This is a genomic window from Kitasatospora atroaurantiaca (assembly GCF_007828955.1).
Taxonomy (GTDB): Bacteria; Actinomycetota; Actinomycetes; order Streptomycetales; family Streptomycetaceae; genus Kitasatospora; species Kitasatospora atroaurantiaca.
Genome location: NZ_VIVR01000001.1, coordinates 2,003,511 through 2,026,166, shown reverse-complemented (window position 1 = coordinate 2,026,166; position 22,656 = coordinate 2,003,511). Strand labels below are relative to the sequence as shown.

Here is a 22,656-nt window from a genome sequence, read left to right as displayed (position 1 = left end):
CGGGCGGCTCAGGCCCCGAGCTGCCAGATGGTGCCGTGGCTGCCGAGGACGCTGACCGCGAGCACCGCCAGGTCGGCGACGCCGAGGGCGAGCCCGAGCAGGGCGCGCCCTCGGCGTCGGGTCTGCCGGACCAGCGCGAGGCCGCCCAGGGCCAGTGCGCAGGGGCCGAGCACGAGGTTGAAGACCAGCAGGCCGAGCAGGCCGATGACGAACGAGGCGACGGCCATCTGGTCGGCGTCCTCGATGGACTGACGCTTGGTCATGAAATTCATGGCAGGACTCCTGGGGTGTCAGTGCCGCTTCACGCGGGCGAGGCCCTCGCGTGCGCCGAAGAGGAGCAGCCAGGCGGCGATCGCGGCGCTTGCGGCGAGGAAGACCGGGAGTGAGGTGTGGATGGCGGCCCCCATCAGGAGGCCCATCGCGACGAGAACGACGAGGAGCATGGCTGACCCTTCGCAAGAGGTCGGAAAGTCGGCGAACACTTGTGATGACAACTGTTCGCTGACTTCTCCACTCTACGCTGGCGGAAGTCGGCAAACAGTTGTTTACTGAATGATGTGAGTCACACCTTGGGGGTCAGACAGGCCCAGAAGCAGCAGAGCCGGCGCGGGCTGATGGATGCGGGCCTGCGCCTGCTGGAGCACCAGAATCTGAGCAGCCTCGGGATGCGCGAGGTCACCCGGGAGGCGGGCATGTCGCCGGCCGGGTTCTACCGCCACTTTCGGGACATGGCCGAGCTCGGGGTCGCCCTGGTCGAGGAGTCCCTGGCGAGCCTGCACGCGATGATCCGGGCGGCGCTCGCCGAGGAGGGCGAGGCCGAGGAGGTCATCGACCGTACGATCGAGGTGATCGCCCGGCACGTCCGCGATCACCGGGCCCACGTGCGCTTCCTCGTCCGGGAGCGGCACGGGGGAGTGCAGCCCGTGCGCGAGGCGATCGCGGCCGAGCTGCAGCGCTTCGCCGACGAGGTGGCCCAGGCCCTCGCCGCGCAGCCGGTGTCGGAAGGCTGGAGCGCGGAGGACGTCCGGATGCTCGCCGAGCTGTACGTCGACCACATGGTGTCGACTGCCGCGGCCTTCCTGGACGCGGGACCCGAGGCGGAGCGGCGGATCGCCCGTACCGCACGGACCCAGCTGCGGCTGATCAGTGTCGGGCGCAGGCACTGGCGCAACGTCTGAGTGTGGTAACTGCCAAGTCGTGCAACCGTATTGACAACTAAACATGTCCACGTCAGGTTTGGAGGACCCCCACACCGAGAGGCCCTCTCATGAAGAAGCCGCTCATCGGCGCGTTCTCCGCACTCCTGCTGGCCGGGGCCACCGCCCTGGCCGGTGCCGCACCCGCCTCCGCATCTGCCCCCACGGGTACGGCGAAGGCCGCCGTCACCGTCGACTTCGCCGGCACGGTGGCGCTGAGCAACTGCTCCGGCTCGTTGGTCAGGATGCCCAACTCCGTTGCCACGGACCCGGCGCTGATCCTGACCAACGGCCACTGCCTCGAGACCGGCATGCCCGCGCCCGGCGAGGTGATCGTCAACCAGTCGTCCAGCCGTGGCTTCACGCTGCTCAGCTCGACCGCAGGCCGGCTCGGCACGCTCCGGGCGAACAAGGTCGTGTACAGCGCCATGACGGACACGGATGTGACGCTCTATCAGCTGAACACCACCTACTCCTCGATCCGGTCGCGCTACGGCATCAGTCCGCTGACCATGTCGGCGAGCCACCCGCTCGCCGGTGCCTCGATCAAGGTGGTCTCCGGGTACTGGAAGAAGACCTACTCCTGCAACATCGACGGCTTCGTCTACCGTCTCAAGGAGGGCGGCTGGACCTTCAAGGACGCGGTCCGGTACACCTCCAGCTGCAACACCATCGGCGGAACCTCCGGCTCGCCGGTGATCGACACGGCCACCGGCCAGGTCGTCGCCGTCAACAACACCGGTAACGAGGACGGCGAGACCTGCACCGAGAACAACCCGTGCGAGGTTGACGAGAACGGCAAGGTGACGGTCCGTCAGGGCATCAACTACGCCCAGGAGACGTACGGGATCCCCGCCTGCTTCGCGTCCGGCAACAAGCTGGACCTCACACTGGCCGGCTGCGCACTGCCCCGGCCGTAGCGGCCGCCGCGCCGCACTCCTGAACGGGCCGCCCTCCGGGGCGGCCCGTTCTGCTTGCCGCCGCTCCGGCGTGCTCCCTGTTCGAAGCTCTGAATCAGTGCTTCAATTCTTGTCATGGCTTACCGACGCACCCCGGCCGTGCAGGCCCGGCTCGACGCCCAGCGCGAGGCGGTGCTGCAGGCTGCCGTCGCGCTGCTCGCCGAGCGCGGCTACGGCGGCTGCTCGATGGCGGCGGTCGCACACCGTGCCGGGATCGCGACCGGCAGCATGTACCAGCACTTCGCCGGCAAGGCCGAGCTGTCCGTCGAGCTGTTCCGTACCGTGGTGGGCCGGGAGGTGGCGGCCGTCACCGAGGCCGCCGCCCGTGAGAGCACCCCGCACCGGCGGGTGACGGCGGTCGTCGAGACCTTCGCGGGGCGCGCCCTCAAGGCCCCCCGGCTGGCGTACGCGCTGCTCGCGGAGCCCGCGGACGCGGTGGTGGACGCCGAACGGCTGGTCTTCCGCCGGGCCTTCCGCGACCTGATCGCAGCCCAGATCGCCGACGCCATCGCCACCGGCCGGCTCCCGGACCAGAACGCCGTGCTGACCGCTGCCGCCCTCGTGGGCGCGGTCGGCGAGGCACTGGTCGGCCCGCTCGCGGCCGGCTCTCGTCCGGACGAGGTGATCCCCGCCCTGGTCTCCTTCACCCTGCGTGCCCTGGGAGACCCGACTCAAGGAGAAGCGTGATGTCGCCGACGCACGAGGTCACCAACCAGGTGCCCGACCTCCACGGCCACGACGTGGCGGCGGACCCCACCCTGCTCGCCGCCCTCGACCGGGCCGGCGCGGGCTGGGCCGCGCCCGAGCTGCACGAGCTCGGCCGGCTGGCGGGTACCGAACAGGCCGCCGAGTGGGGCAGGTTGGCCAACGAGTACGAGCCGGTGCTGCGCACCCACGACCGGTACGGACACCGGATCGACGAAGTCGAGTTCCACCCCGCCTGGCACGAGCTGATGCGCACCGCCGTCTCCCACGGTCTGCACGCCGCGCCCTGGCGCGACGACCGGCCCGGCGCGCACACCGCCCGGGCCGCCAAGTTCTACGTCTGGGGCCAGGTGGAGGCGGGCCACAGCTGTCCGATCTCCATGACGTACGCGTCCGTCCCCGCACTGCGGTCCGCGCCAGAGCTCGCCGAGCGGCTCGAACCACTTCTCGCGGCGTCGGAGTACGACTTCGGGCTGCGCGAGCCCGGCTCCAAGCGCGGCCTGATCGCCGGGATGTCGATGACGGAGAAGCAGGGCGGCTCCGACGTCCGGACCAACACCACGAGTGCCGTCCCGCAGGCCGACGGCACGTACCGGCTGACCGGCCACAAGTGGTTCACCTCGGCGCCGATGTCGGACCTCTTCCTGACGCTGGCCCAGGCGCCGGGCGGGCTGAGCTGCTTCATGCTGCCCCGCGTGCTGCCCGACGGCAGCCGGAACCGGATCCTGCTGCAGCGGCTCAAGGACAAGCTGGGCAACCGCTCCAACGCCTCCGCCGAGATCGAGTACGACGGCGCCGTCGGCTGGCTGGTCGGCGAGGAGGGCCGCGGGGTCCAGACCATCATCGAGATGGTCAACATGACGCGCCTGGACTGCACCCTCGGCGCGGCCTCCGGGATGCGCCTCGGCGCCGTCCGGGCGCTGCACCACGCCACCCACCGGCGGGCGTTCGGCGCCGCGCTGGTGGACCAGCCGCTGATGCGCAACGTGCTCGCCGACCTGGTGGTCGAGTCCGAGGCGGCCACCACCGTCGCGCTGCGGCTGGCCGCCGCCACCGATCTGGCACTGGCCGGGGACGAACAGGAGGCGCTGGTGCGGCGCCTCGGCCTGGCCGTCTCCAAGTACTGGGTCTGCAAGCGCGGCCCCGCGCACGCGGCCGAGGCGCTGGAGTGCCTGGGCGGCAACGGCTACGTCGAGGAGTCGGGCATGCCCCGGCTCTACCGGGAGGCCCCGCTGGTCTCCATCTGGGAGGGCTCGGGCAACGTCGCGGCGCTGGACGCGCTGCGGGCGATGGCCAAGCGGCCCGCCACCGTCGAGGCCTTCTTCGCCGAGCTCGACCAGGCCGCGGGCGCGGACCGCCGGCTGGACGCGGCCGTCGCCGGACTGCGCAAGCAGCTCGGCGACCTGACCGACCTCGAGTACCGGACGCGCCGAGTGGTCGAACAGCTGGCGCTGGCCTTCCAGGGCGCGTTGCTGGTCCGCCACGGTGACCCGGCGGTGGCCGAGGCGTTCTGCGCGTCCCGGCTCGGCGGCGACCACGGTGGTGCGTTCGGCACCCTGCCGACCGGGCTGGACACGGAGGCGATCCTGGTGCGGGCGCGGCATGAGTGAGACGGCGGAAGTCCGGGCGTTCTGGCAGGATTTGGGCCTGCCGGGGCTGGTGGACGTGCACACGCACTTCATGCCCGAGCGGGTTCTGGCCAAGGTGTGGGCCTACTTCGACGCGGCCGGTCCGCTGACCGGCCGCCCCTGGCCCATCACCTACCGCGAGGAGGAGCAGCAACGGCTCGCCCGCCTACGGGAGTTCGGCGTCCGGGCGTTCACGGCGATGCTCTACCCGCACAAGCCGGGGATGGCGGCCTGGCTCAACGCCTGGGCTGCCGACTTCGCGGCCCGCACCCCCGACTGCCTTCACACGGCGACCTTCTTCCCCGAGCCGGGCGCCGAGCGCTGTGTCGCCACGGCGCTCGAGCAGGGCGCGCGGGTCTTCAAGGCCCACCTGCAGGTCGGCGCGTACGACCCGGCCGACCCGCTGCTGGACGAGACCTGGGGCCTGCTCGCGGAGAGCGGCACGCCCGTGGTCACGCACTGCGGCTCGGGCCCGGTACCGGGCAAGCACACCGGCCCGGGCCCGATCGGGGCCGTCCTCCACCGTCACCCCCGGCTGCGACTGGTGGTGGCGCACATGGGCCTGCCGGAGTACGCGGAGTTCCTGGATCTCGCGGCGCAGTATGCGTACGTCCACCTCGACACCACGATGGCGTTCACCGGCTTCACCGAGCAGAAGGCGCCCTTCCCGCCCGGCCAACTCCCGCGCCTGCTGGACCTGCAGGACCGCATCCTGCTCGGCACGGACTTCCCCAACATCCCGTACCCGTACGCCGAGGCCCTGCACGCGCTGGCCGGGCTCGGGCTGGGGGACGACTGGCTGCGGGCGGTGTGCCACGACAACGCCGCTGGGCTGTTCGGGATCCGGGCTGCCTGAGCTCGTCCGCCGGTAGGTGAGGCAGGTGGCCAACCCCAGGGGCGCGGGGAGCTGCGCGAGATCGGAAGGTACCGGCCTGTAGCCTCCCGCCTCGCGCAGTTCACCGCGCCCCTGGGATGCCCAATCCTGACCGGATGGTCGCCTACTGCCGGAGCTCAGGCGCCGGTCGTCGACCCCGGGCGGACCACCATCAGGACGACGACCACGGCCCACAGCAGGTTGAACACGCCGGCCGTCATCGGCAGCAGCCGCAGCGCGCCGACGGCGCGGGTGTGCTCGGAGGCCTCCGGGTCCTTCCTTGCCGAGTCAGCGGCGTCGAGCGCGTCGATGGTGGCCTGCTGGGCGGGCAGGACGAAGAGCAGCAGGGCGCCCGCGGCCAGGACGGTCAGCACGATCGAGACGATCAGCCAGACCTGGCCCAGGATGTCCATCGCCTGCGCGGTGCCCACGCCCATCACGGGCACGGCGATCCCGAGCAGCGCGTAGACCTGGGTGATGCGGTGCAGCAGCCGGACCGAGGCGGCCGCCGAGGCCTGATCGGGGCCGGCGGCGAGCGCGGCCCTGGCCCGGGGCGGGAACATGCTGACCGCCACGGCCACCGGGCCGATGAACAGCACCGAGGCCAGGACGTGCAGGCTCAGCAGGAGCTTGGCCATGGGAGGAGAACCCTTCGCGGACGGCGGACGCTGCAGCAGCGGGGGCCGTGATCAGAGCCCCGGGCACGCTAACACCCGAGGCCGAAGCCCCGGCGGCCGGGTCGAGACCGCTGCTGCGCCCGCCGGTCAGCGCTCGGCGAAGAACCGCTCGACCGTGCCGCGCCGAGCGGCGAACTCGGTGAGCGGCTCGCCGACCACCCGTCCGGCCAGGTCCACGGCCAACATCCCGACGTTCTCGCGAAGTTCGACCTCGGCGAGCGCCCGGTCGACGGCGATCCGGCCACGTGCCGCGGCCAGCAGCTCGTCCCGTTCGCGCTGCCCCTCGGCGCGGGCCGCCGCGACCAGAGCGGCGCCCTGTTCGGCGGCCTCCTGGCGGATCCGGGCCGCCTCGTGGTGGGCGTCCAGGAGTTCGCGCCGGTACCGGGCGAGGGTCCGCTCGGCCTCGGCCCGGTCCTGCTCGGCGCGTTCGAGCCGGCCCTCGGTGGCGTCATGGCGTTCCGCGAGAACGCGTTCGACCCGGGGCAGCACCACTCGGCCAAGGACGCCGAAGGCCAGGAAGAACGCTGCGAGGCCGATCAGGAGTTGGACTTTGTTCGGATCCAGAGGTCCCAAGTCACCCATGCCGTCGACTCTACGGGCCGAGTCATGATTATGTGCAGACAATCGCACAGGTGGGGCCTGCTGCCCCTCGGTAGGCACTGCTGCGCGACCGCCAGGGCTGTGCGACCATCGCCTGAGGTTTCGTCAGAAAGTGTCCGGAAACAGTGTTGTGAGTGCAGTGGGGGAGTCTTGCCGGAGTACGCGGAGTTCCTGACCGCCGAGGGCGCCGTCGTGCGGGTCGAGGGCGCAGGCACGGACGTCGAGGAGCCGTACGGGATGCAGCCGGTGGGCCGCAGCTCGGCGGCGGCCGGGGTCCAGCGGGCGGCGGCCACCTTCGAGGAGGCGCTGTCGGGCGTGCGGGCCGCGGCGGAGTCGGCGCTCGCGGTGTTCCGCGACGGCCGACTGAGGCCCGACGAGGTGGAGATCGAGTTCGGGGTCAAGCTCTCCGCGGAAGCCGGGGCGCTGATCGCCAGGACCTCCGCCGACGCCCACCTGACCGTCAAACTCTCCTGGTCGTCCGAGAGAACCCCCGTCGGCCGTACGCAGTCCTGACGGCGGGCGCGCCGATGCAGGACGTACTCTGGCTCGCCCGGATCAGTACCGACGGGCCGGCCCCGACGACCGGCGCCGGCTCCCTGATCTCCGACCGGCAGGTGCTCACCTGCGCCCATGTGGTGCACGAGCGGAGCCGTGCCCTCGTCCGGCTGGTCAACCGCCCGGACCACCCCGCGCTCGGTGCCACCGTCGTGCGGCGCGGCCCCTGGCCGGACCGCCCGGGCGGGGCGGGCGACGTGGCCGTGCTGGAACTCGACCGTCCCGTGCCGGCGCACATCGCTGGGCCCGCGCCCTTCGCGCCGCTGCACAGCTGGGCCGGGCTGAAGGCGCCGCAGCTGGCTGCGTACGGGTTCCCGGCGGGGCACGACGGCGGGCTCAGCAGCGAGGTCCGGCTGACCAGGGGCGGGTTCCGGATCGGCGGCGAGCTCGTCCAGTTGGAGCACGACGGCACCGGCATGCCGCTCTCCCCGGGCTTCAGCGGCGGCCCGGTGGTGATCGCCGCGACCGGTGAGGTGGTCGGCATCGTCACGGCAGCGCAGGACACCCTGTGGCGCGGCTCGGGCGATCGCAGCCGCCCCGCCGTCAGGCTCGGGCAGATGCTGCCCGGCGAGGCGCTCGCGCGGTACGTCCCCGAGCTCGCCGAGCGCATCCCGGGCGCCGCTCTACCGCCGGAGGCCGTACGGGAGTTGCGCCTGCTGCTGGCCGGCGCCGCGACCGTCGCGGACCCGCTGGAGCTCTACCGGGCGGCCGTCGGCAGGCTCGGCTGCCCGGATCCGCCGACCCGGCCGGACAGCCTGTGGGAGGCCTGCTGGTACCTGCTCTCCGAGGTGCCGCAGCCGCCGGGGCAGCCGCACCCGGTGCTGGACTTCGCCGAGCGGGTGGCCGAGGTGAGCGGCGCGGGCGCACTGGCCGACGGTCTGCGCCGCTGGCGCGCCGCGCACCCCGGCGCGGCCGAACTCCCGCCCCTCAACTGCGAGAAGTGGCGTCCGATCCTGGTCGACATCACCCCCAGTGGCGCCGGGCCCGGGATGTTCCATGTCGCGATCTCCACCATCCGCGACGGTGTGCTGGGCCAGCCCCACGCGCACACCGTGCCGAAACCGAGGCTCAACACCTTCGTCCGGGACCGGATCGACCAGGAGCTCGGCCAACTGGATCCGGACGGCGCCGAGTTGATCATCTTCGCGCTGCCCCGGAAGCTGATCACCCTGCCCGTCCACAGCTGGACCCGGCGCCGGGCCGACTTCGGCCCCCTGGGTGCGGACCACGCCGTGGTCGTGGTGGACCAGCAGCGCCGCGGGGACCCGGCGGACCGCCGCCAGCTGGAGATCAAGTGGGCCGCGCTGCGCGGTGAGCGCGGCACGCTGCTGCACCGGATCCACTGCACCGACACCCTGGACGGCAGAAAGCTGTACCACCGCCTCCGCCCGGCCGAGCGCACCGAACTGCCCGCGCTGCCCGGCCCGCCGAAGGGCGCACCGTACGAGCCGCTGCTCGCCGCCGCCCTCAAGGCCGGGGCGCCCGTGGTGCTCTGGCCGCAGCGCGTCTGCACCACCGATCACACCCACTCCGACACCTGCCGCAGCACGCTTTTCCTTGCCAGACTGGCAGCCGAACTGGCCGACGTCCCGCCGGCCGATCTACCCGGCCGGATCAAGGAGTTGCGCCACCAGGCGGAGGAGAGCGAGGACCCGGCCGAGCACTGGGCCGACGGTCTCGTCCTGCTCTGGGAGGACCCACAGGTCCTGCCGAGCCCGCACCGGCCCTACCGGGTCGTCCCGACCGCCCGCCAACCCCGCCTGTCGGCGGGCCAGTAGCAGGAGAGTCAGCAGCATGCCGCTGAAGCGGATCTACCGGGGTGCCGACGAGCCCCACGACGGTCTCGCCGAGCTCCCGGCGCCCCCGCCCTGGCGCGCCTTCGACGGCGGGCCCGCTCTCGAGCCGCCCGACGGTCCGGCCGACCCCGGCACCGCCTCGGCGGGCCACCGCGCCGGCACCTTCCGCCCGACCCCGGAGACCGTCGAACTCGTCAACGCCGCCCTCTACCTGCGCCGCCCCCTGCTGGTCACCGGCCCGCCCGGCAGCGGCAAGTCCAGCCTGCCGTACGCGGTCGCCCGCGAACTCGGCCTCGGCCCGGTGCTGCGCTGGAACGTCACCAGCCGCAGCACCCTGCGGGACGGGCTCTACCAGTACGACCCGCTCTCCCGCCTGTACGCCGCCAACCAGGCAGGCCCCGACGCGCAGGGCGCAGGCCTGGACGAGCACCTGCGCCTCGGCCCGCTCGGCACCGCGCTGCTCCCGTACAGCAGACCGCGGGTGCTGCTGATCGACGAGATCGACAAGGGCGACCTGGACCTTCCCAACGACCTGCTGCACGTCCTGGAGGACGGCCAGTACGAGATCGACGAGCTGGTGCGCGCCGCGCCCCAGCAGCCCGATGCGCAGGTGCTCACCGCCGACGGGCGCGGCCGGGCGCCGATCCGCGGCGGCCGGGTGCGCTGCCGGTCCTTCCCGTTCACCGTGCTCACCAGCAACGCCGAGCGGGAGTTCCCCGCGGCCTTCCTGCGCCGCTGCGTGGTCCTGGAGCTGCGGCGCCCCGAGGGCGCGGAGCTGGAGGACATCGTCAAGGCCCATCTGCCCGGCTCCGACGCCGAGTTGGTGGACGAGATCCTGCGGGTCTTCCTGTCCCGCCGGGAGGACGGCGAACTCGCCACCGACCAGCTGCTCAACGCGATCTACCTGACCTCCCGGCCCGAGCTCACCGAGGCCGCCGACCGGGCCGCGCTGGCCGCCCAGGTGATGCCGTACCTCAGCCGGGGCCAGGACGACGATGTCTTCTGAGCCGTCGCCCGTACCCGCGCCGACCGCACTGGACCGGCTCTCGGCCCTGCTCACCGAGCTCGGGCTGGCCGAGCCGGGGCCGGTCGAACTGGCCGAACTGCTCTGGCTCGCCGCCCGCGGCGGGGAGGACGGCAGCGGGGCCGAGCCCGGCGGCGGTTCCCCGCGCGGCGCCCGCCGTCCCGGCAGCGGGGCGGCCGGTGGCGGCGCGAGGAACGGCAGTGCCAGGGGCAGGGGGCCGGCCGATGGCCAGTCGCTTCGGACCGCCCTCCATCTGCCCTCCGACGATCCGGCGGACGGAGTGGCCGCCGCGGCCCCGGTCCCCACGCCGAGCGCCCCCATGCTCGCCCGCCCGCTCGCCCTGCAGCGCGCACTGCGTCCGCTCAAGCGCCAGGTACCCGACCTCCAGAGGTCCCTGCTGGACGAGGCGGCGACCGCGCACCGCCTCGCCGAGGCGCTGCGCGGCCCCGGCCCGGTCCGCTGGCTGCCGGTGCTCCGGCCCAGCACGGAACGCTGGCTGGACCTGCACCTCGTCCTGGACTGCGGGCCGACCATGGCCCTCTGGCGGCCGCTCGCCCTGGAACTGCGCACGCTGCTGCTGCAGACCGGCGCCTTCCGCCAGGTCGCGCTCTCCTGCCTCGACGCTTCGGGCGACCTGCTCGGCCGCCGGTCGGCGGATGCGCGGACGGCGGTCCTCGTCCTCAGCGACTGCATGGGCCCGCAGTGGCGCCCCGGCGTACCCGGCGCCCGCTGGCACCGGACGCTCCACTCGCTCGCCCGTCGCGCCCCGGTCGCCGTGGTCCAGCCGCTCCCCGAACGCCTCTGGCCGCTGGCGGCTCTGCCCGCCGCCGCCGGGGTCCTCACCGTCTCCGAGGCCGGTGCGCCCAACTCCGCCTACGGGTTCGCGCCGTTCACCTCGGCGGCGCCGGGGTGGGGCGAGATAGCCGTCCCGGTGATGGAGCCGACCGCGGGCTGGCTCGCCAACTGGGCCCGACTGGTGGGCAGTCCGACGGGCGGCCAGGTGGTCGGCTCGGCCCTGCTGGTCGGTACGGCTCCGGCGGAGCCCACGGCGGACAGCGCCGTCGGCCCCGAACCGGCCGAACTCGCCGCCGAGGAGCTGGTGCTGAGATTCCGCGCGGTCGCCTCCCGGGAGGCCTTCGCGCTGGCCGGGCTCACCGCGCTGACCACCCCGGCCCTGCCGGTGATGCGGCTGCTGCAGCGCGCCAGCTTCGCCCGGCCGCAGCCCCAGCATCTCGCGGAGGTGGTGGTGAGCGGGCTGCTGCGCGAGCGCGAGGGCCGCCGTGACCACTTCGAATTCCGCTCGGGTGTCAGGGAGTTGCTGCTCCATACGCTGCCCCGCTCGACCACTCACCGGGCCGTCGGGCTGCTCGCTCGGGTGGGTGAGCAGATCGCGGCCCGGGCGGGCCGGGTGCCGAACGAGTTCGCCGCGCTCGCGGCCGTCGAGGCCGAGGAGTCGACCGCCACGGCGGAGCGGCAGGCCTTCGCCCTGATCAGCCCGGCCGCGCTGCGCATGCTCGACGGGCCGGCCGCACCACAGCTCCAGCCGGTGGCCGAACCGGGCAAGGGGCCGGTGAACGCGCCGGCCTCGGCGCCGAAGCTGCCCGACCCCGAACGCTCCCGGGCCGTCCTGCTGCTCACCACCTCCCGGGCCTTCCCCGGCGACCCCCTGGGCCAGGACGACCTCAGGGCCCAGAACGACCTCACCACCCTGGTCGCAGCGCTGTCCAGCCCCGCCCTGGTCGGGTTGGACCCGGACCACATCTGGGTCGGCCAGGACGATCCCCAGGGCTTCCTGACCGCGCTGCGCACCGCCGTGAGCGAGGCCGAGGACGCCCTGGTGGTCTACGTCGGCGGGGAGACGGTGCCGATCCCCGGCGAGGGGCCGGCGCTGGGTTCCCCGGCTCAGGGCGTGAATCCCTCGCTGAGCTGGAGTTCCCTGATGGCGCTCGTCGGTACGGAGAGCAGGGCCAGGAAGCGGCTGATGCTGTTCGACGGGTGGGTGGGAGCCGACTCCGCAGCCACCCTCTCCGAGGCCGTCCCGACGATGCTCACGGTGGACCAGCTGATCCGCGTCCGTCCGCAGGGTGGGCGCTCCCTGGCGAGCTGGCTCAACCAGACGCTTCGGGACGGGAAGCCGGGCGGCCCACCCGAACTGACGGTCCATGAGATCGTGGACGGACTCTGCGCGATCTGGGTCGAGGAGCGCGAGGCCGTCCCCGGGGTCCTCGACTTCAACCTGCCCGACAGGCCGTACGAACCGCCGTTTCTGCTCTCCCGGAATCCCGCCGTCACCGGTCTCACCTCGCCGGAGTCGCAGATGCAGCCGCAGACCCAGACCCAGACGCAGCCGCCGACGGTCAGGCGGCCGGCCGGGCCCTCGCACTCCAGGCCGCGCCGCCTCGAACCGGATGCCGTCGCGTCCACCCAGCCGTACTTCTTCCTCAGCCACGCGCCCAGCGAGAAGGAACGGGCGTTCGTGGAGCGGCTCTTCAACGACCTGTGCGAGGAAGTCCTGCAGCTGACCGATCTGCCCGCCGAGGTGCCGGCCGGCTATCTCGACTCCGGCGAGCAGCCGAACGCGGCGGCGGAACTGCGGAGCACCGAGGCCCTCGCCGTCTGCCGGGTGTTCGTCCCGCTCTACTCGCCCCGGTACTTCCTCAGCGAACGCTGCGGCCAGGAGTGGTCCGCATTCGCCCAACGCCCGCGCGGCTCAGGCCGGTTGAGCGGTGTCGTCCCCGCCCTGTGGGCCCCGGTACGCGGCGCCGAACTCCCGACGGTGGCCGGGCGGCTGAGGTACGTCGACAGCAGTCTCGGGCCCGAGTACGCGTCCGAGGGCCTGTACGGTCTCGCGACCCTCCGGCCCCTGCGCGCGCAGTACGAGCTGGCGGTGCACCGGCTGGCCACCCGGATCGTGGACGTCGCGCATGCGACCCGCATCCCGCCGGGGCGGCCCCTGAGCCGGGCCGCCCTCGGCAACGCCTTCACCACGTGACCGAGCGGCTATGTGACCGTGCGGCTGCGTAACGGGGCCGTCAGGTGACCGCTCCTCGTCGGCTGAAGCGCTCCGCCCGCCACTCGCCGGACTCCAGCACCTCCGCGAGGTGCCGCGCCGCGTCCCACACCTCCTGGTAGGACAGGTAGAGCGGGGTGAACCCGAAGCGCATCAGGTCCGGCGCCCGGAAGTCGCCGATGACCCCGCGCTCGATCAGCGCCTGCACCACCGGGTAGCCGTCCGGGTGCCGCAGCGCCACCTGGCTGCCCCGGCGGTCGACCTGACGCGGTGTCACCACTTCGAGGCCGAGCGGCTCCACCAGCTCGATGAAGAGACCGGTCAGCGCCAGGCTCTTGGCCCGGACCGCCTGCAGGTCGGCCTTCTCCCACACGTCCAGACTGGCCCCGAGCGCCGCCTGCCCGAGCAGCGAGGGCGAGCTGGTCAGGAACCGTCCGATCCCTGCCACCGGCTCGTACCCCGGCTCGAAGGCGAACGGCCGGGCATGCCCGAACCAGCCGCTCAACGGCTGCTCGGCCGCCGCCTGGTGGCGCTCCGCCACGTACAGAAAGGCCGGAGAGCCGGGGCCGCCGTTCAGGTACTTGTAGGTGCAGCCGACGGCGAAGTCCACGCCGCAGGCGTCCAGTTCGATCGGCAGGGCGCCGACCGAGTGGCAGACGTCCCAGATCATCAGGGCGCCGGCCTGCTGCACCCGCCGGGTGATCCCGGCCATGTCCAGCAACTCGCCGGTGCGGTAGTCCACATGGGAGAGCACGACGGCGGCGACGTCCTGGTCCAGCACCCGGTCCAGGTCTGCGGCGGAGGGCAGCAGCACGCTGCGCGCTCCCGCCGCCAGGCCGGTGACACCCTCGGCTATATAGAGGTCGGTCGGGAAGGCCGCCTCCTCGGCGAGGACCGTCCGGCGTCCCGGGCGCAGCCGCAGGGCGGCGGCGAGCACCTTGAAGAGGTTGACCGAGGTGGTGTCGCAGACCACGACCTGGCCGGGCGCGGCGCCGACCAGCGGGGCCAGCCGCCCGCCCAGGGTACGGGGGAGCTCGAACCAGCCGGCCTCGTTCCAGCTGCGGATCAGCTGCCGGCCCCACTCGACCTCGACCAGCTCGCGCACCCGCTCGGGGGTACGGGCGGGCAGCGCGCCGAGCGAGTTCCCGTCCAGGTAGATCACGCCCTCGGGCAGCGAGAACTCGGCCCGGAACCCGGCCAACGGGTCGGCGGCGTCGAGCGCCGCACACTCCTCGCGGGTACGCGTACGCGTCACAGCTGGTCCCTCACAGTCCACAGTTCCGGGAAGACATCCTGCTCGGCCGACTGCTTCAGCCAGCTCAGCCCGCTCGACCCGCCGGTCCCGGGCTTGGCGCCCATCGAGCGCTTGACCGCCGTGTAGTGCCGGTGCCGCCAACGGGTCACCCGCTCGGCGGTGTCCAGCAGCGCCTCGCCGAGCCGGGCCAGCTCGGCCTTCGCCGGGTCGCTGTACACCTGCCGCCAGGCCTCCTCGACCTCGGCGCTGGGGCGGTACCGGGCCGTGGTCGGCTCGACGCCGCCCACCGCCAGTCCGCGCCGGGCCAGCAGCGCCAGCACGTCGTCGTACAGGCTGGGCGCCTGCAGGGCCCCGGCCAGCTCGGCGTGCACGGACGGCACACCCTGGTACATCCGCAGCAGCGACTCGCTCTTGTTGCCGAGCAGGAACTCCAGTCTCAGGAAGGCCGAGGACTGGAAGCCGGAGGCCTCGCCGAGCACGGGGCGGAAGGCGTTGAACTCCAGCGGCGTCATGGTCGCCAGCAGGTCCCAGGAGCTGACCAGCACGTCCTGGACGTGGGTGCCCCGGCGCAGCGCGGCGTGGGCGGCGGTGAGGTCGTCCTCGCGCAGGGCGTACTGGGCGGCCGTCCACTCGTGCCGCAGCAGGTCGAAGAGCAGCTCCATCACCTGAGTGGTGATGATGAACGACAGCTCGGCGTCCACCTTGCTGCGCGGGTGCTGCAGGCTGTGCAGGGTCTCCAGCCGGACGTACCGGGAGTACGGCGTGCCGGTCTCCGGTTCCTCCTCCGGGCCGAACGACAGCCTCGGTGTGCTGACACTGTCCTGGCCCATCGCGATTCCTCCTGAAGCACCTGATTCAGCCCGCTCCGGCGCCGGTGGCGGAGCGGGACTATTGTGCGACCGGTCGGGTCGCCTCTTGAATGGGCGACGGGCACCGGATCGGGAAGGCCGCCTTCCGTTCAAGAGGTCTTTCGGCGATCCGGCCTCACGGATCGAAACCCGCCTGCTGGGAGCTGCCATGGACGCCGTCGACCGCCTTCTGCTCGCCGAGCTGCAGGGCGATGCCCGGCTCTCCTTCAACGAGCTTTCACGCCGGGTGAAGCTCTCGCCACCGGCCGTGGCGGAGCGGGTCCGCCGGCTGGAGGCGGAGGGGGTGATCAGCGGGTACCACGCGCACGTCGACCTGGCGAAGGCCGGGCTGGCGGTCACCGCGCTGGTGCAGATCCAGTGCTACGGGCCGCGGTGCGTGCTGCGCGACCCGGAGGTGGCCGGCTGGCCGGAGGTGCTTCAGCTGCACCGGGTGACGGGTGGGGCGTGCTGCGCGCTGCTGGTGGCGGTGGAGAGCATGGCCGACTTCGAGCGCCTGATCGACCGGCTTGCCGGGTACGGGCAGCCGGCCAGCTCGATGATCCTCTCCAGCCCGGTGCCGTGGCGGCCGGTGGTGGTGCCCTGAGGGGGCGGGTACGGAGCCTGTCCGCGGTTCACCGGAGGACGACCGTGACGCCGCCCTCGTGCAGGACCTCGAGGATCGCGTCGAAGTAGCTGTGCTCGCGGCCGTCGGTGAGCATGCGCCGGGTGAGGTGGCGGCGGGCCGAGGCGGAGTCGTGCCAGACCAGGGTGAACGGGGGTTCCGGGCCGAAGCCGCCGCGCAGGCAGTCGGCCAGGGCGTCCAGGTTGCTGCCGTAGTAGCCGTTGGGGGCTTGGACGGCCTCGCCGAGAGCAGCGTAGAAGGAGCGCTCGTCGGTGATCGCGTTGCTGTGGAGGTGGTATTCGGGGGGTGGGGGGTCCTGAGGTGGGGTGGCGGGCATGGCGTGCTCCGGGTGGGGGTGGGTTCGCTCGGATGGCGTTCCCGGGTCGAGCTGGGGGCCCGGATGGGCTGGGATGGAGCTGAAGCTTCTGTCGGCACGATCCAAGGGCTCATGATGACCTGTCTGAACCGCAAGGACCTAGGCCTTTTCGCCCTGCGCGCCGCGGTGGGGGGTGTGCTCGTCGCGCACGGTACCCAGAAGCTGTTCGGCTGGTTCGGCGGTGGCGGTCTGGAGGGCACCGCGCAGGCCATGGAGCACATGGGTTTCGAGCCGGGCCGGCAGAACGCGCTCGCGGCGGGCCTGGGTGAGGCGGGCGGTGGTGCGCTGCTGGTCGCAGGGCTGGCCACGCCGGCCGCCGGGGCGATCGTCGCGGGGACGATGGCGGGGGCGATCTCCGTCCATGCCCCGGCGGGCTTCTTCAGCATGGCGGGCGGGTACGAGTACCCGGCGCTTCTCGGGGCCTGCGGGCTCGCGCTGGGGCTCTCGGGTGCCGGCTGTTACTCGGTGGATCACCTGACCCGGCACGAGTTCGACCGTCCGGCGGTCGGGCTGTTGGCGTTCGCGGCGAGTGCGCTCGGGGCGGTGGTCGTGGTGGCGCGGCGGCAGGATGTGGTGCGGCGGCGGGAGGCGCGGGCGGCGGATGAGGCGGCGCTGCAGGAGGGTGTGGGGTTGTCGTGAGGGTGCTCTCGGGTGGGTGGGGGCGGGGGCGGCTACCGGGGTGGTCGTTCCGGGGGGCTGCATGATTTTCGTACTGCCGGGAGGTGGGGGTGGGTTCTCGCCGTTGGGCAGTACGAAAATCACGCACCACGCCCCCCTCCACGACCACCCCGTCCGCCGCCCCCTTGCGCAGCGCGACCCTCTCGCTGGGGTTGGGGTGGGTGGTGGGGTGGGTGGGGTGGTGGGGTTGGGTGTCAAGTGCAGTGGGTCAGGATGGTGTCGGCGACCAGGTCGGGGACGCGCAGGGGTGGGAGGTGGTCGACGCCGGGCATCGTGATGAGGTGGCAGCCGGGGATTCGTGCGGCCATCTCTTCGTTGCAGGCGATGAGCGCCGGCCGGTCGAGGTCGCCCACCATCAGGACGGAGGGTGTGTCCAGCTCGCCGAGCCGGTCGAAGGCGGGCGGGTCCGTCTGCTGGTACGGAGTGAGCCATGCCGGGGCGGCGGCCCGCAACTGGGCCACGGCGGCCTCGTCGGCACCGGCGGCCGCCGATTCGCGCAGCCCGAGCGCCACCAGTCCGTCGATGTCGCGCGTTTCGGCCAGCGCCTTGTACTCCGCCTGGAGTTGTGGCTCCTCGGGCCAGGGGTAGCCGGTGACGCTCGGACAGAGCAGGACGAGCCTGGTCACGCGGTTCGGGTCGGCCAGGGCGAGGCTGAGCGCCGTGGCTCCGCCCATGCTGCATCCGACCAGCGGGACCCCGTGCAGTCCGAAGTGGTCGAGTACGGCCACCAGGTCCTCGAGCAGCGAGTAGGGAACGGTCGGCTGCGGGGAGCGCCCGTAGCCGCGCACGTCGTAGCGGATCACCCGGTAGCGCGCGGCCAGCTTCGGCAGGACCGGGTCCCAGATGCGGGAATCCCCGACTCCCGGGTGCAGGAGCACCAGCGGGGGGCCGTCCCCTCCGGTGTCGTCCGCCCATACCTCGCCACCATCGACCGGCACTGTGAGTTCCATGGAGCTGAGCTTGTGGGCACAACGGCCGCGGCGCCAGTGGTTTCTGCGCCAGAGGGCATCGTGGTCACCCGGATGCCGCTCCCTGCTGGCATCGGTGGCCGGGGCCGCGAAGGGTGGGTGGGGCGAGTGCCGTCGAGTAGGGAGAAGTCTCATGGAGCGTCAGGTCCGCCGATACGCCGTTGCCGCTGTGGCCGTTCTGTTCGGGGCGGCCGGCTGTTCCTCGGGTGGCAGCGCGACCTCGGCTGCGTCGTCGGCGGTTTCGGCCGCCCAGTCGGAGGTCTCCGCACTGGCCTCGGCCGCGAGTGGTCTGGCCTCCTCGGCCTCTTCGGCGGTCGCCTCGGCGGCGTCGGAGGCGTCGTCGGCGTTGGCGAATGTGAAGGGCGGCCTGGATGCGAAGGGTGATGTCGCCCTGGGCACGGTGGTGACCGGCTCCGACGGTCGTGCGGACGTCCCGGTGACGGTGACCAACCACGCGTCGCAGGGGTATCAGTACACCGTCCAGGTCAACTTCGACGACCCGTCCGGCAATCTGCTCGACACCGTGGTGATCAGTGTTCCCGAGGTCGCCGCGGGTGGTACCGCGCAGGCGACGGCCAGCAGCCACCGGAAGCTTGCGGGCACGGTGACGGCGGCTGTCGGTAACGCCCTGCGGTACTGATTCGTCGCGCAGCCATGGCCGGTTCGCCATCGATGTCGACCTGACGGAGATCGACCGTCCTTGAGGTCTCCCGGTGCGGGCTTTGTGCTGCTCAGGCGGGGGTGAACCTTAACGGGGGCTCAAGGGGCAACGTCGGCTCTTGACTGCAGAGTTGGTCTAGTCCATTTTGGTGCCCAGGTGCAGGGAGCCCCTGGGCCGGCGCCGGTGGTCCAGACCTCCGGTGCCGGTTCGCCGCGCTCCCTGGCGTAGGACCACTCCGCTGTCCAACCCCTGGCCGCGCGGCCCCACCCGCGTGACTTCCCCCAAGGGGTACGGCAGTTCCCCCACGACCAGGAGTCACTCGCCCATGAATCGTGCAGTCCCCATGTCCCAGAAGCCGACGCGGAGGCGGCGGCCGAAGAGCCTGGCCGCGCTTGCGGCCGGTACCGCTGTCTCTTTGTTGGTCGGAGCGGGCCTCGCGCTCGGCTCGGGCGCCACGGCTCAGGCCGCGGCCACCAACTCCACCGGCGCCGCGGCGACCAGCGGTGGCATCAAGGTCGCCTACTTCGACCAGTGGTCGGTGTACGGCAACGCCTACTATGCGAAGACCGTTCAGGACACCGGCGTTGCGAGCAAGCTGGACTACCTGATCTACGACTTCGCGAACATCAACCCCACCTCGCTGAAGTGTTTCGAGGCGACCAAGGCCGCCTCGCAGGACGACAACGACCCGAACGCGGGTGACGGTGCGGCGGACGCGTTCGCCGACTACCAGAAGTCGTTCGGTGCGGACACCAGTGTCGACGGTGTCGCCGACGTCTGGAACCAGCCGATCGCCGGGAACTTCAACCAGCTGAAGAAGCTGAAGGCGAAGAACCCGAACCTCAAGGTGCTGCTGTCGATCGGTGGTTGGACGTACTCCAAGTACTTCTCCGACGTCGCCGCGACGGACGCGACGCGGAAGGCGTTCGTCTCGTCCTGCATCGACATGTTCATCAAGGGCAACCTGCCCGTGGACGGCGGCTTCGGCGGCCAGGGCTCGGCGGCCGGTGTCTTCGACGGCTTCGACATCGACTGGGAGTACCCGGGCGGTGGCGGCCACACGGGGAACCATGCGAGTGCGGCGGACAAGCAGAACAACACGGCTCTCTTCGCGGAGCTGCGGGCGCAGTTGAACGCTCAGGGCGCGGCGGACGGCAAGACGTATGCGCTGAGCGCGGCCGTCGGTGCGGGCCAGGACAAGATCAAGAACATCGAGACCGACAAGCTCGGCCAGTACCTGACGTTCCTGGATGTCATGACCTATGACATGCACGGTGCGTGGGACGCGACCGGTCCGACCAATCACCAGGCGCCGATCTACTCCGGACCGAACGACCCGATGACCCCGGTGGCGCCCGGGACCGGGAAGTACTCGATCGACGCGGCCATCAAGGCCTGGACGGTCGGGGACAGCCAGTACGGGATCGTGGGCGGCTTCCCCGCCAACAAGATCAATATGGGTGTGCCGTTCTACTACCGGGGGTGGACGGGTGTTCAGGCCGGTGCCAACCACGGTCTGTTCCAGAGTGCGACCGGTCCGGCGGCCGGTGCGGCCATGTCCGGCAACGTCAACGGCATCCGGATGTACAAGGAGCTGAACGGCTTCGTCGACAACGCGGCGTACACCTACTGGGACGACGCTGCGAAGGCCGCGTACTTCTACGACGGCACCACGTTCTGGACGGGTGAGAACGCCCAGTCGATCCAGGCCAAGATGGACTACGCGCACTGCAACGGGCTGGGTGGCTCGTTCGCCTTCTCGCTGTACGACCTGGGCACGCAGACCGCGCTGTTCGACAAGATGGTGAGCGCGACCAGCGGTTCCGCGGCCGGCTGCACGGCGCCGAGTTCCTCGCCGACTCAGAGCGCCTCGCCGACTCCGAGCTCCTCGGCTTCGCCGTCCTCGTCGCCGTCCTCGTCCCCGAGCACCTCGCCGTCCTCGTCGGCCGGTACCTGCACGGCGCCGAGCTGGAACGCCGCGACCGTCTACGCCACGGCCGGCGCCAAGGTCTCCTGGAAGGGTCACAACTACACCAACAAGTGGTGGACCCAGGGTGAGGACCCGACCGCCAGTGGCCAGTGGGGGGTGTGGGCCGACAACGGCGCCTGCTGAGTCCGAAGCGGACGGCCCCGGACGAGCTTGCTCGTCCGGGGCCGTCCTACGTCTAGGCCAGGTCGTCGGTGCGGCCGACGGCGTCGGGCTGGGTCTCCTCGATTCGGCGGAGCATCCGGCTGAGCATGTCGGAGAGAGCGGGGCGTTCGGCGGCGGTGATGTCCTGGAGGAGTTCCTCCTCGAAGACCGCGGCCATGCGCATCGACGCCAGCCACTTGTTGCGGCCGTTCTCGGTCAGCTCGATGATCACGCGGACCCGGTTCGCCTCGTCGCGGTCCCGGGTGACCAGGTCCTCGGCGACCATCCGGTCGATCCGGTGCGTCATGGCGGCCGGCGTCAGCCCCAGGCGCTTGGCGAGCTCGCCGGGCCCGAGCCGGTACGGGCTGCCCGCGACCACCAGGGCCTTGAGCACCTCCCACTCGGCGGAGGTGATTCCCAGCACAGTCAGCTGCCTGCTGTACGCCACCCCCATCCGCCGGGCGACCCGGGAGAGGGTGGACACGATGGTCTCCACCTGGGGGTCGACATCGGGGAATTCCCGCTGGTAGACGGCCACCTGCTCGGTGACGCCGAGCTCGCCGTCGGTCGGCGGCGCGGCTCTGCGTGCGCTCATGAGGCCCATTGTCCCACGCCGGGCTGCAGCCTTTAAGCCTTTGACGCTTGATGCTTCCGATGCTTAGAGTTTAGCTCTGAAATCTTCCGGGTTGAAAAGTATCCAGTGAAAGGGTGTGCACGGTGACCGGCACGGTGAAGCAGCAGAGGCAGCGGCGTCATGGGGCGGGCGGCCCGCTGCGCCGCGTCCAGATCGGCAATGCGCTGAGTGCGTTCGGCAGTGGGTTCACGATGCCGTACATGTTCGTCTACGTGGACCAGGTGCGGGGCCTCGGTTCGCCGGCCGCCGGGATGGTGTTCACCGTCTTTGCGCTGGCCGCGCTCGCGGTGCTGCCGTTCACGGGCCGGGGCATCGACCGGTACGGGCCGCGGCCGGTGCTGCTCGCGGGGGCCGGGTTGGCTGCCACGGGGGCCTTCGCGTTCGGGCATGCGAGCACCACGCCGTTGCTGCTGGTGTCGTCCTTCCTGTTCGGGGCGGGTGTGACCACCTGCCAGCCGGCGCTGGCCACCATGATCGTGCGCTGCTCGACCAGGGCGACCCGTTCGCGGGCGTTCGCCCTGCAGTTCACCCTGGTCAACCTGGGGATGGGCATCGGTGCGCTGGTCGGCGGGCAGATCGTCGACGTCGCGGACCCGGCCAGCCTGACGCGGCTGTTCACCATCGAGGCGCTGACCTTCCTGGGGCTCGCCGCCGTGACGGGTACGGCCAGGATTCCGGGGGCCGCGCCGGTGCTGCTGCGGGAGGTGGGCGGCCCGACGGGGCTGCGCGCGCTGGTCGCCGACAAGGCGATGCTGCGGCTCTGCCTGCTCGCCGGGCTGATCTTCTTCACCTGCTACGGCCAGTTCGAGTCCGGTGTCGCGGCCTTTGCCACGGACACCGTCGGCACCGCGCCCTCCACGCTCGGCTTCGCGATCGGCGCCAACGCGCTGACCATCGTGGTGCTGCAGATGTTCGTGGTGCGGATCACCGAGCGTCGTCGCCGGACCACGGCGATGGCCGCGGCCGGTGTGGTGTGGCTGGCCGCCTGGGGGATGGCGCTGGTCGCCGGGCTGATCCGCTCGGAGACGATGGCGGCGACGGTCGCGATCGTGGCGATCTACGCCCTCTTCGGCGTCGGTGAGTCGCTGCTGGCGCCCACCCTGGGCCCGATCGTCGCCGATCTGGCCCCGGCCAGGCTGCTCGGTACGTACAACTCGGGTTACGCCCTGGTGAAGCAGATCGCCATCGCGGTCGGCCCTGCCGTCGGCGTGCTGCTGGTCGGCTCCGGTACCTGGCCGCTCTATCTGGCGGCGATGGCCGGTTGCACCCTGCTGATCGTCACTCTCGCGCTGCGCCTGCGAGCTCACCTGACGCCGGCTCAGGACAACGCGGCCGTGGCCGTGCCGGTCCGGCTGCCGGTCCCGGAGCTGCAGACCGCGGCGTAGCCGGTCCGGCCGGGGTGCGGTGGCTCGGCGGCCGGAGTTACGCTCGGAGGGCGTGTCGCAGCAGTCCCTGAGAG

General features: G+C 72.0%; 23 protein-coding genes. 14 read left to right on the top strand and 9 right to left on the bottom strand.

Annotation, left to right across the window (positions count from 1 at the left end; all coding sequences use genetic code 11):
• Positions 1-8: 8 nt before the first annotated feature.
• A complete protein-coding gene (locus FB465_RS09105) occupies positions 9-263 on the bottom strand; it encodes a DUF4190 domain-containing protein (RefSeq protein WP_342791792.1) in 255 nt (84 codons plus the stop codon).
• 27 nt (positions 264-290) lie between these two features.
• A complete protein-coding gene (locus FB465_RS35670) occupies positions 291-443 on the bottom strand; it encodes a hypothetical protein (RefSeq protein WP_170290533.1) in 153 nt (50 codons plus the stop codon).
• 114 nt (positions 444-557) lie between these two features.
• Between FB465_RS35670 and FB465_RS09100 the strand changes: the two genes are divergently transcribed.
• The 5 genes from FB465_RS09100 (at position 558) to FB465_RS09080 (ending at position 5,344) form a co-directional block, all read left to right on the top strand.
• Positions 558-1,178 (top strand): TetR family transcriptional regulator, encoded by a 621-nt coding sequence (locus FB465_RS09100; RefSeq protein WP_145789303.1) that lies wholly within the window; start codon positions 558-560, stop codon positions 1,176-1,178.
• Between the two features lie 89 nt (positions 1,179-1,267).
• Positions 1,268-2,116 (top strand): S1 family peptidase, encoded by an 849-nt coding sequence (locus FB465_RS09095; RefSeq protein WP_145789300.1) that lies wholly within the window; start codon positions 1,268-1,270, stop codon positions 2,114-2,116.
• 114 nt (positions 2,117-2,230) lie between these two features.
• Positions 2,231-2,842: a TetR/AcrR family transcriptional regulator gene (locus FB465_RS09090; protein ID WP_145789298.1), complete on the top strand. Its 612-nt coding sequence runs from the start codon at positions 2,231-2,233 to the stop codon at positions 2,840-2,842.
• Positions 2,842-4,470, top strand: coding sequence for an acyl-CoA dehydrogenase family protein (locus tag FB465_RS09085; RefSeq protein ID WP_145789296.1), 1,629 nt, complete (start codon positions 2,842-2,844; stop codon positions 4,468-4,470). Before FB465_RS09090 ends, FB465_RS09085 begins: the two co-directional genes overlap by 1 nt.
• Positions 4,463-5,344, top strand: coding sequence for an amidohydrolase family protein (locus FB465_RS09080; protein WP_145789294.1), 882 nt, complete (start codon positions 4,463-4,465; stop codon positions 5,342-5,344). Before FB465_RS09085 ends, FB465_RS09080 begins: the two co-directional genes overlap by 8 nt.
• 155 nt (positions 5,345-5,499) lie before the next feature.
• On the opposite strand, the gene FB465_RS09075 is transcribed toward FB465_RS09080, so the two are convergent.
• Both FB465_RS09075 and FB465_RS09070 read right to left on the bottom strand, forming a co-directional pair.
• Entirely contained in the window at positions 5,500-6,000 is a 501-nt protein-coding gene (locus FB465_RS09075; RefSeq protein ID WP_145789293.1) for a DUF2269 family protein, read from the bottom strand.
• Between the two features lie 126 nt (positions 6,001-6,126).
• Complete coding sequence (locus FB465_RS09070; protein WP_145789291.1) at positions 6,127-6,621, bottom strand: F0F1 ATP synthase subunit B family protein; 495 nt, start codon at positions 6,619-6,621, stop codon at positions 6,127-6,129.
• A 168-nt stretch (positions 6,622-6,789) separates the two neighbouring features.
• On the opposite strand from FB465_RS09070, the gene FB465_RS09065 reads away from it, so the two are divergent.
• From FB465_RS09065 to FB465_RS09050, 4 genes are read left to right on the top strand one after another with little or no spacing between them, the layout of a single operon-like run.
• Positions 6,790-7,152 (top strand): CU044_2847 family protein, encoded by a 363-nt coding sequence (locus tag FB465_RS09065; protein ID WP_145789289.1) that lies wholly within the window; start codon positions 6,790-6,792, stop codon positions 7,150-7,152.
• Between the two features lie 14 nt (positions 7,153-7,166).
• Positions 7,167-8,972 carry a VMAP-C domain-containing protein gene (locus FB465_RS09060; RefSeq protein ID WP_145789287.1) on the top strand — a complete coding sequence of 602 codons (1,806 nt, stop codon included), beginning with the start codon at positions 7,167-7,169 and terminating at the stop codon, positions 8,970-8,972.
• 16 nt (positions 8,973-8,988) lie between these two features.
• Positions 8,989-9,996: an AAA family ATPase gene (locus FB465_RS09055; RefSeq protein WP_145789285.1), complete on the top strand. Its 1,008-nt coding sequence runs from the start codon at positions 8,989-8,991 to the stop codon at positions 9,994-9,996.
• The gene (locus FB465_RS09050; protein WP_145789283.1) at positions 9,986-13,006 is read left to right on the top strand and encodes a TIR-like protein FxsC; all 3,021 of its coding nucleotides are present in this window, start codon (positions 9,986-9,988) and stop codon (positions 13,004-13,006) included. The genes FB465_RS09055 and FB465_RS09050 overlap by 11 nt, the downstream gene beginning before the upstream one ends.
• 40 nt (positions 13,007-13,046) lie before the next feature.
• Here the strand turns inward: FB465_RS09050 and kynU are convergent, their stop codons facing one another.
• Together kynU and FB465_RS09040 are read right to left on the bottom strand one after the other, a co-directional pair.
• A complete protein-coding gene (gene kynU, locus FB465_RS09045) occupies positions 13,047-14,279 on the bottom strand; it encodes a kynureninase (RefSeq protein WP_145789281.1) in 1,233 nt (410 codons plus the stop codon).
• A complete protein-coding gene (locus tag FB465_RS09040) occupies positions 14,276-15,109 on the bottom strand; it encodes a tryptophan 2,3-dioxygenase (protein ID WP_145789279.1) in 834 nt (277 codons plus the stop codon). Before FB465_RS09040 ends, kynU begins: the two co-directional genes overlap by 4 nt.
• Positions 15,110-15,296: 187 nt before the next feature.
• Between FB465_RS09040 and FB465_RS09035 the strand changes: the two genes are divergently transcribed.
• Positions 15,297-15,731, top strand: a complete 435-nt coding sequence (locus tag FB465_RS09035) for an Lrp/AsnC family transcriptional regulator (RefSeq protein WP_145789277.1) — start codon at positions 15,297-15,299, stop codon at positions 15,729-15,731.
• Positions 15,732-15,759: 28 nt separating this feature from the next.
• Here FB465_RS09035 and FB465_RS09030 read toward each other — a convergent pair whose 3' ends face one another.
• Positions 15,760-16,086: a barstar family protein gene (locus tag FB465_RS09030; protein ID WP_145789276.1), complete on the bottom strand. Its 327-nt coding sequence runs from the start codon at positions 16,084-16,086 to the stop codon at positions 15,760-15,762.
• A 114-nt stretch (positions 16,087-16,200) separates the two neighbouring features.
• Between FB465_RS09030 and FB465_RS09025 the strand changes: the two genes are divergently transcribed.
• The gene (locus tag FB465_RS09025) at positions 16,201-16,764 is read left to right on the top strand and encodes a DoxX family protein (protein ID WP_145797232.1); all 564 of its coding nucleotides are present in this window, start codon (positions 16,201-16,203) and stop codon (positions 16,762-16,764) included.
• Positions 16,765-16,997: 233 nt separating this feature from the next.
• Here the strand turns inward: FB465_RS09025 and FB465_RS09020 are convergent, their stop codons facing one another.
• Positions 16,998-17,753, bottom strand: coding sequence for an alpha/beta fold hydrolase (locus FB465_RS09020; RefSeq protein ID WP_145789274.1), 756 nt, complete (start codon positions 17,751-17,753; stop codon positions 16,998-17,000).
• 151 nt (positions 17,754-17,904) lie between these two features.
• Between FB465_RS09020 and FB465_RS09015 the strand changes: the two genes are divergently transcribed.
• Together FB465_RS09015 and FB465_RS09010 are read left to right on the top strand one after the other, a co-directional pair.
• Complete coding sequence (locus FB465_RS09015; protein ID WP_145789272.1) at positions 17,905-18,411, top strand: hypothetical protein; 507 nt, start codon at positions 17,905-17,907, stop codon at positions 18,409-18,411.
• A 364-nt stretch (positions 18,412-18,775) separates the two neighbouring features.
• Positions 18,776-20,545 (top strand): glycosyl hydrolase family 18 protein, encoded by a 1,770-nt coding sequence (locus FB465_RS09010; protein ID WP_211785962.1) that lies wholly within the window; start codon positions 18,776-18,778, stop codon positions 20,543-20,545.
• Between the two features lie 52 nt (positions 20,546-20,597).
• On the opposite strand, the gene FB465_RS09005 is transcribed toward FB465_RS09010, so the two are convergent.
• Positions 20,598-21,158 carry a MarR family winged helix-turn-helix transcriptional regulator gene (locus FB465_RS09005; RefSeq protein ID WP_145789269.1) on the bottom strand — a complete coding sequence of 187 codons (561 nt, stop codon included), beginning with the start codon at positions 21,156-21,158 and terminating at the stop codon, positions 20,598-20,600.
• 122 nt (positions 21,159-21,280) lie between these two features.
• Between FB465_RS09005 and FB465_RS09000 the strand changes: the two genes are divergently transcribed.
• The gene (locus FB465_RS09000) at positions 21,281-22,582 is read left to right on the top strand and encodes an MFS transporter (protein ID WP_246192583.1); all 1,302 of its coding nucleotides are present in this window, start codon (positions 21,281-21,283) and stop codon (positions 22,580-22,582) included.
• Positions 22,583-22,656 lie beyond the last annotated feature (74 nt).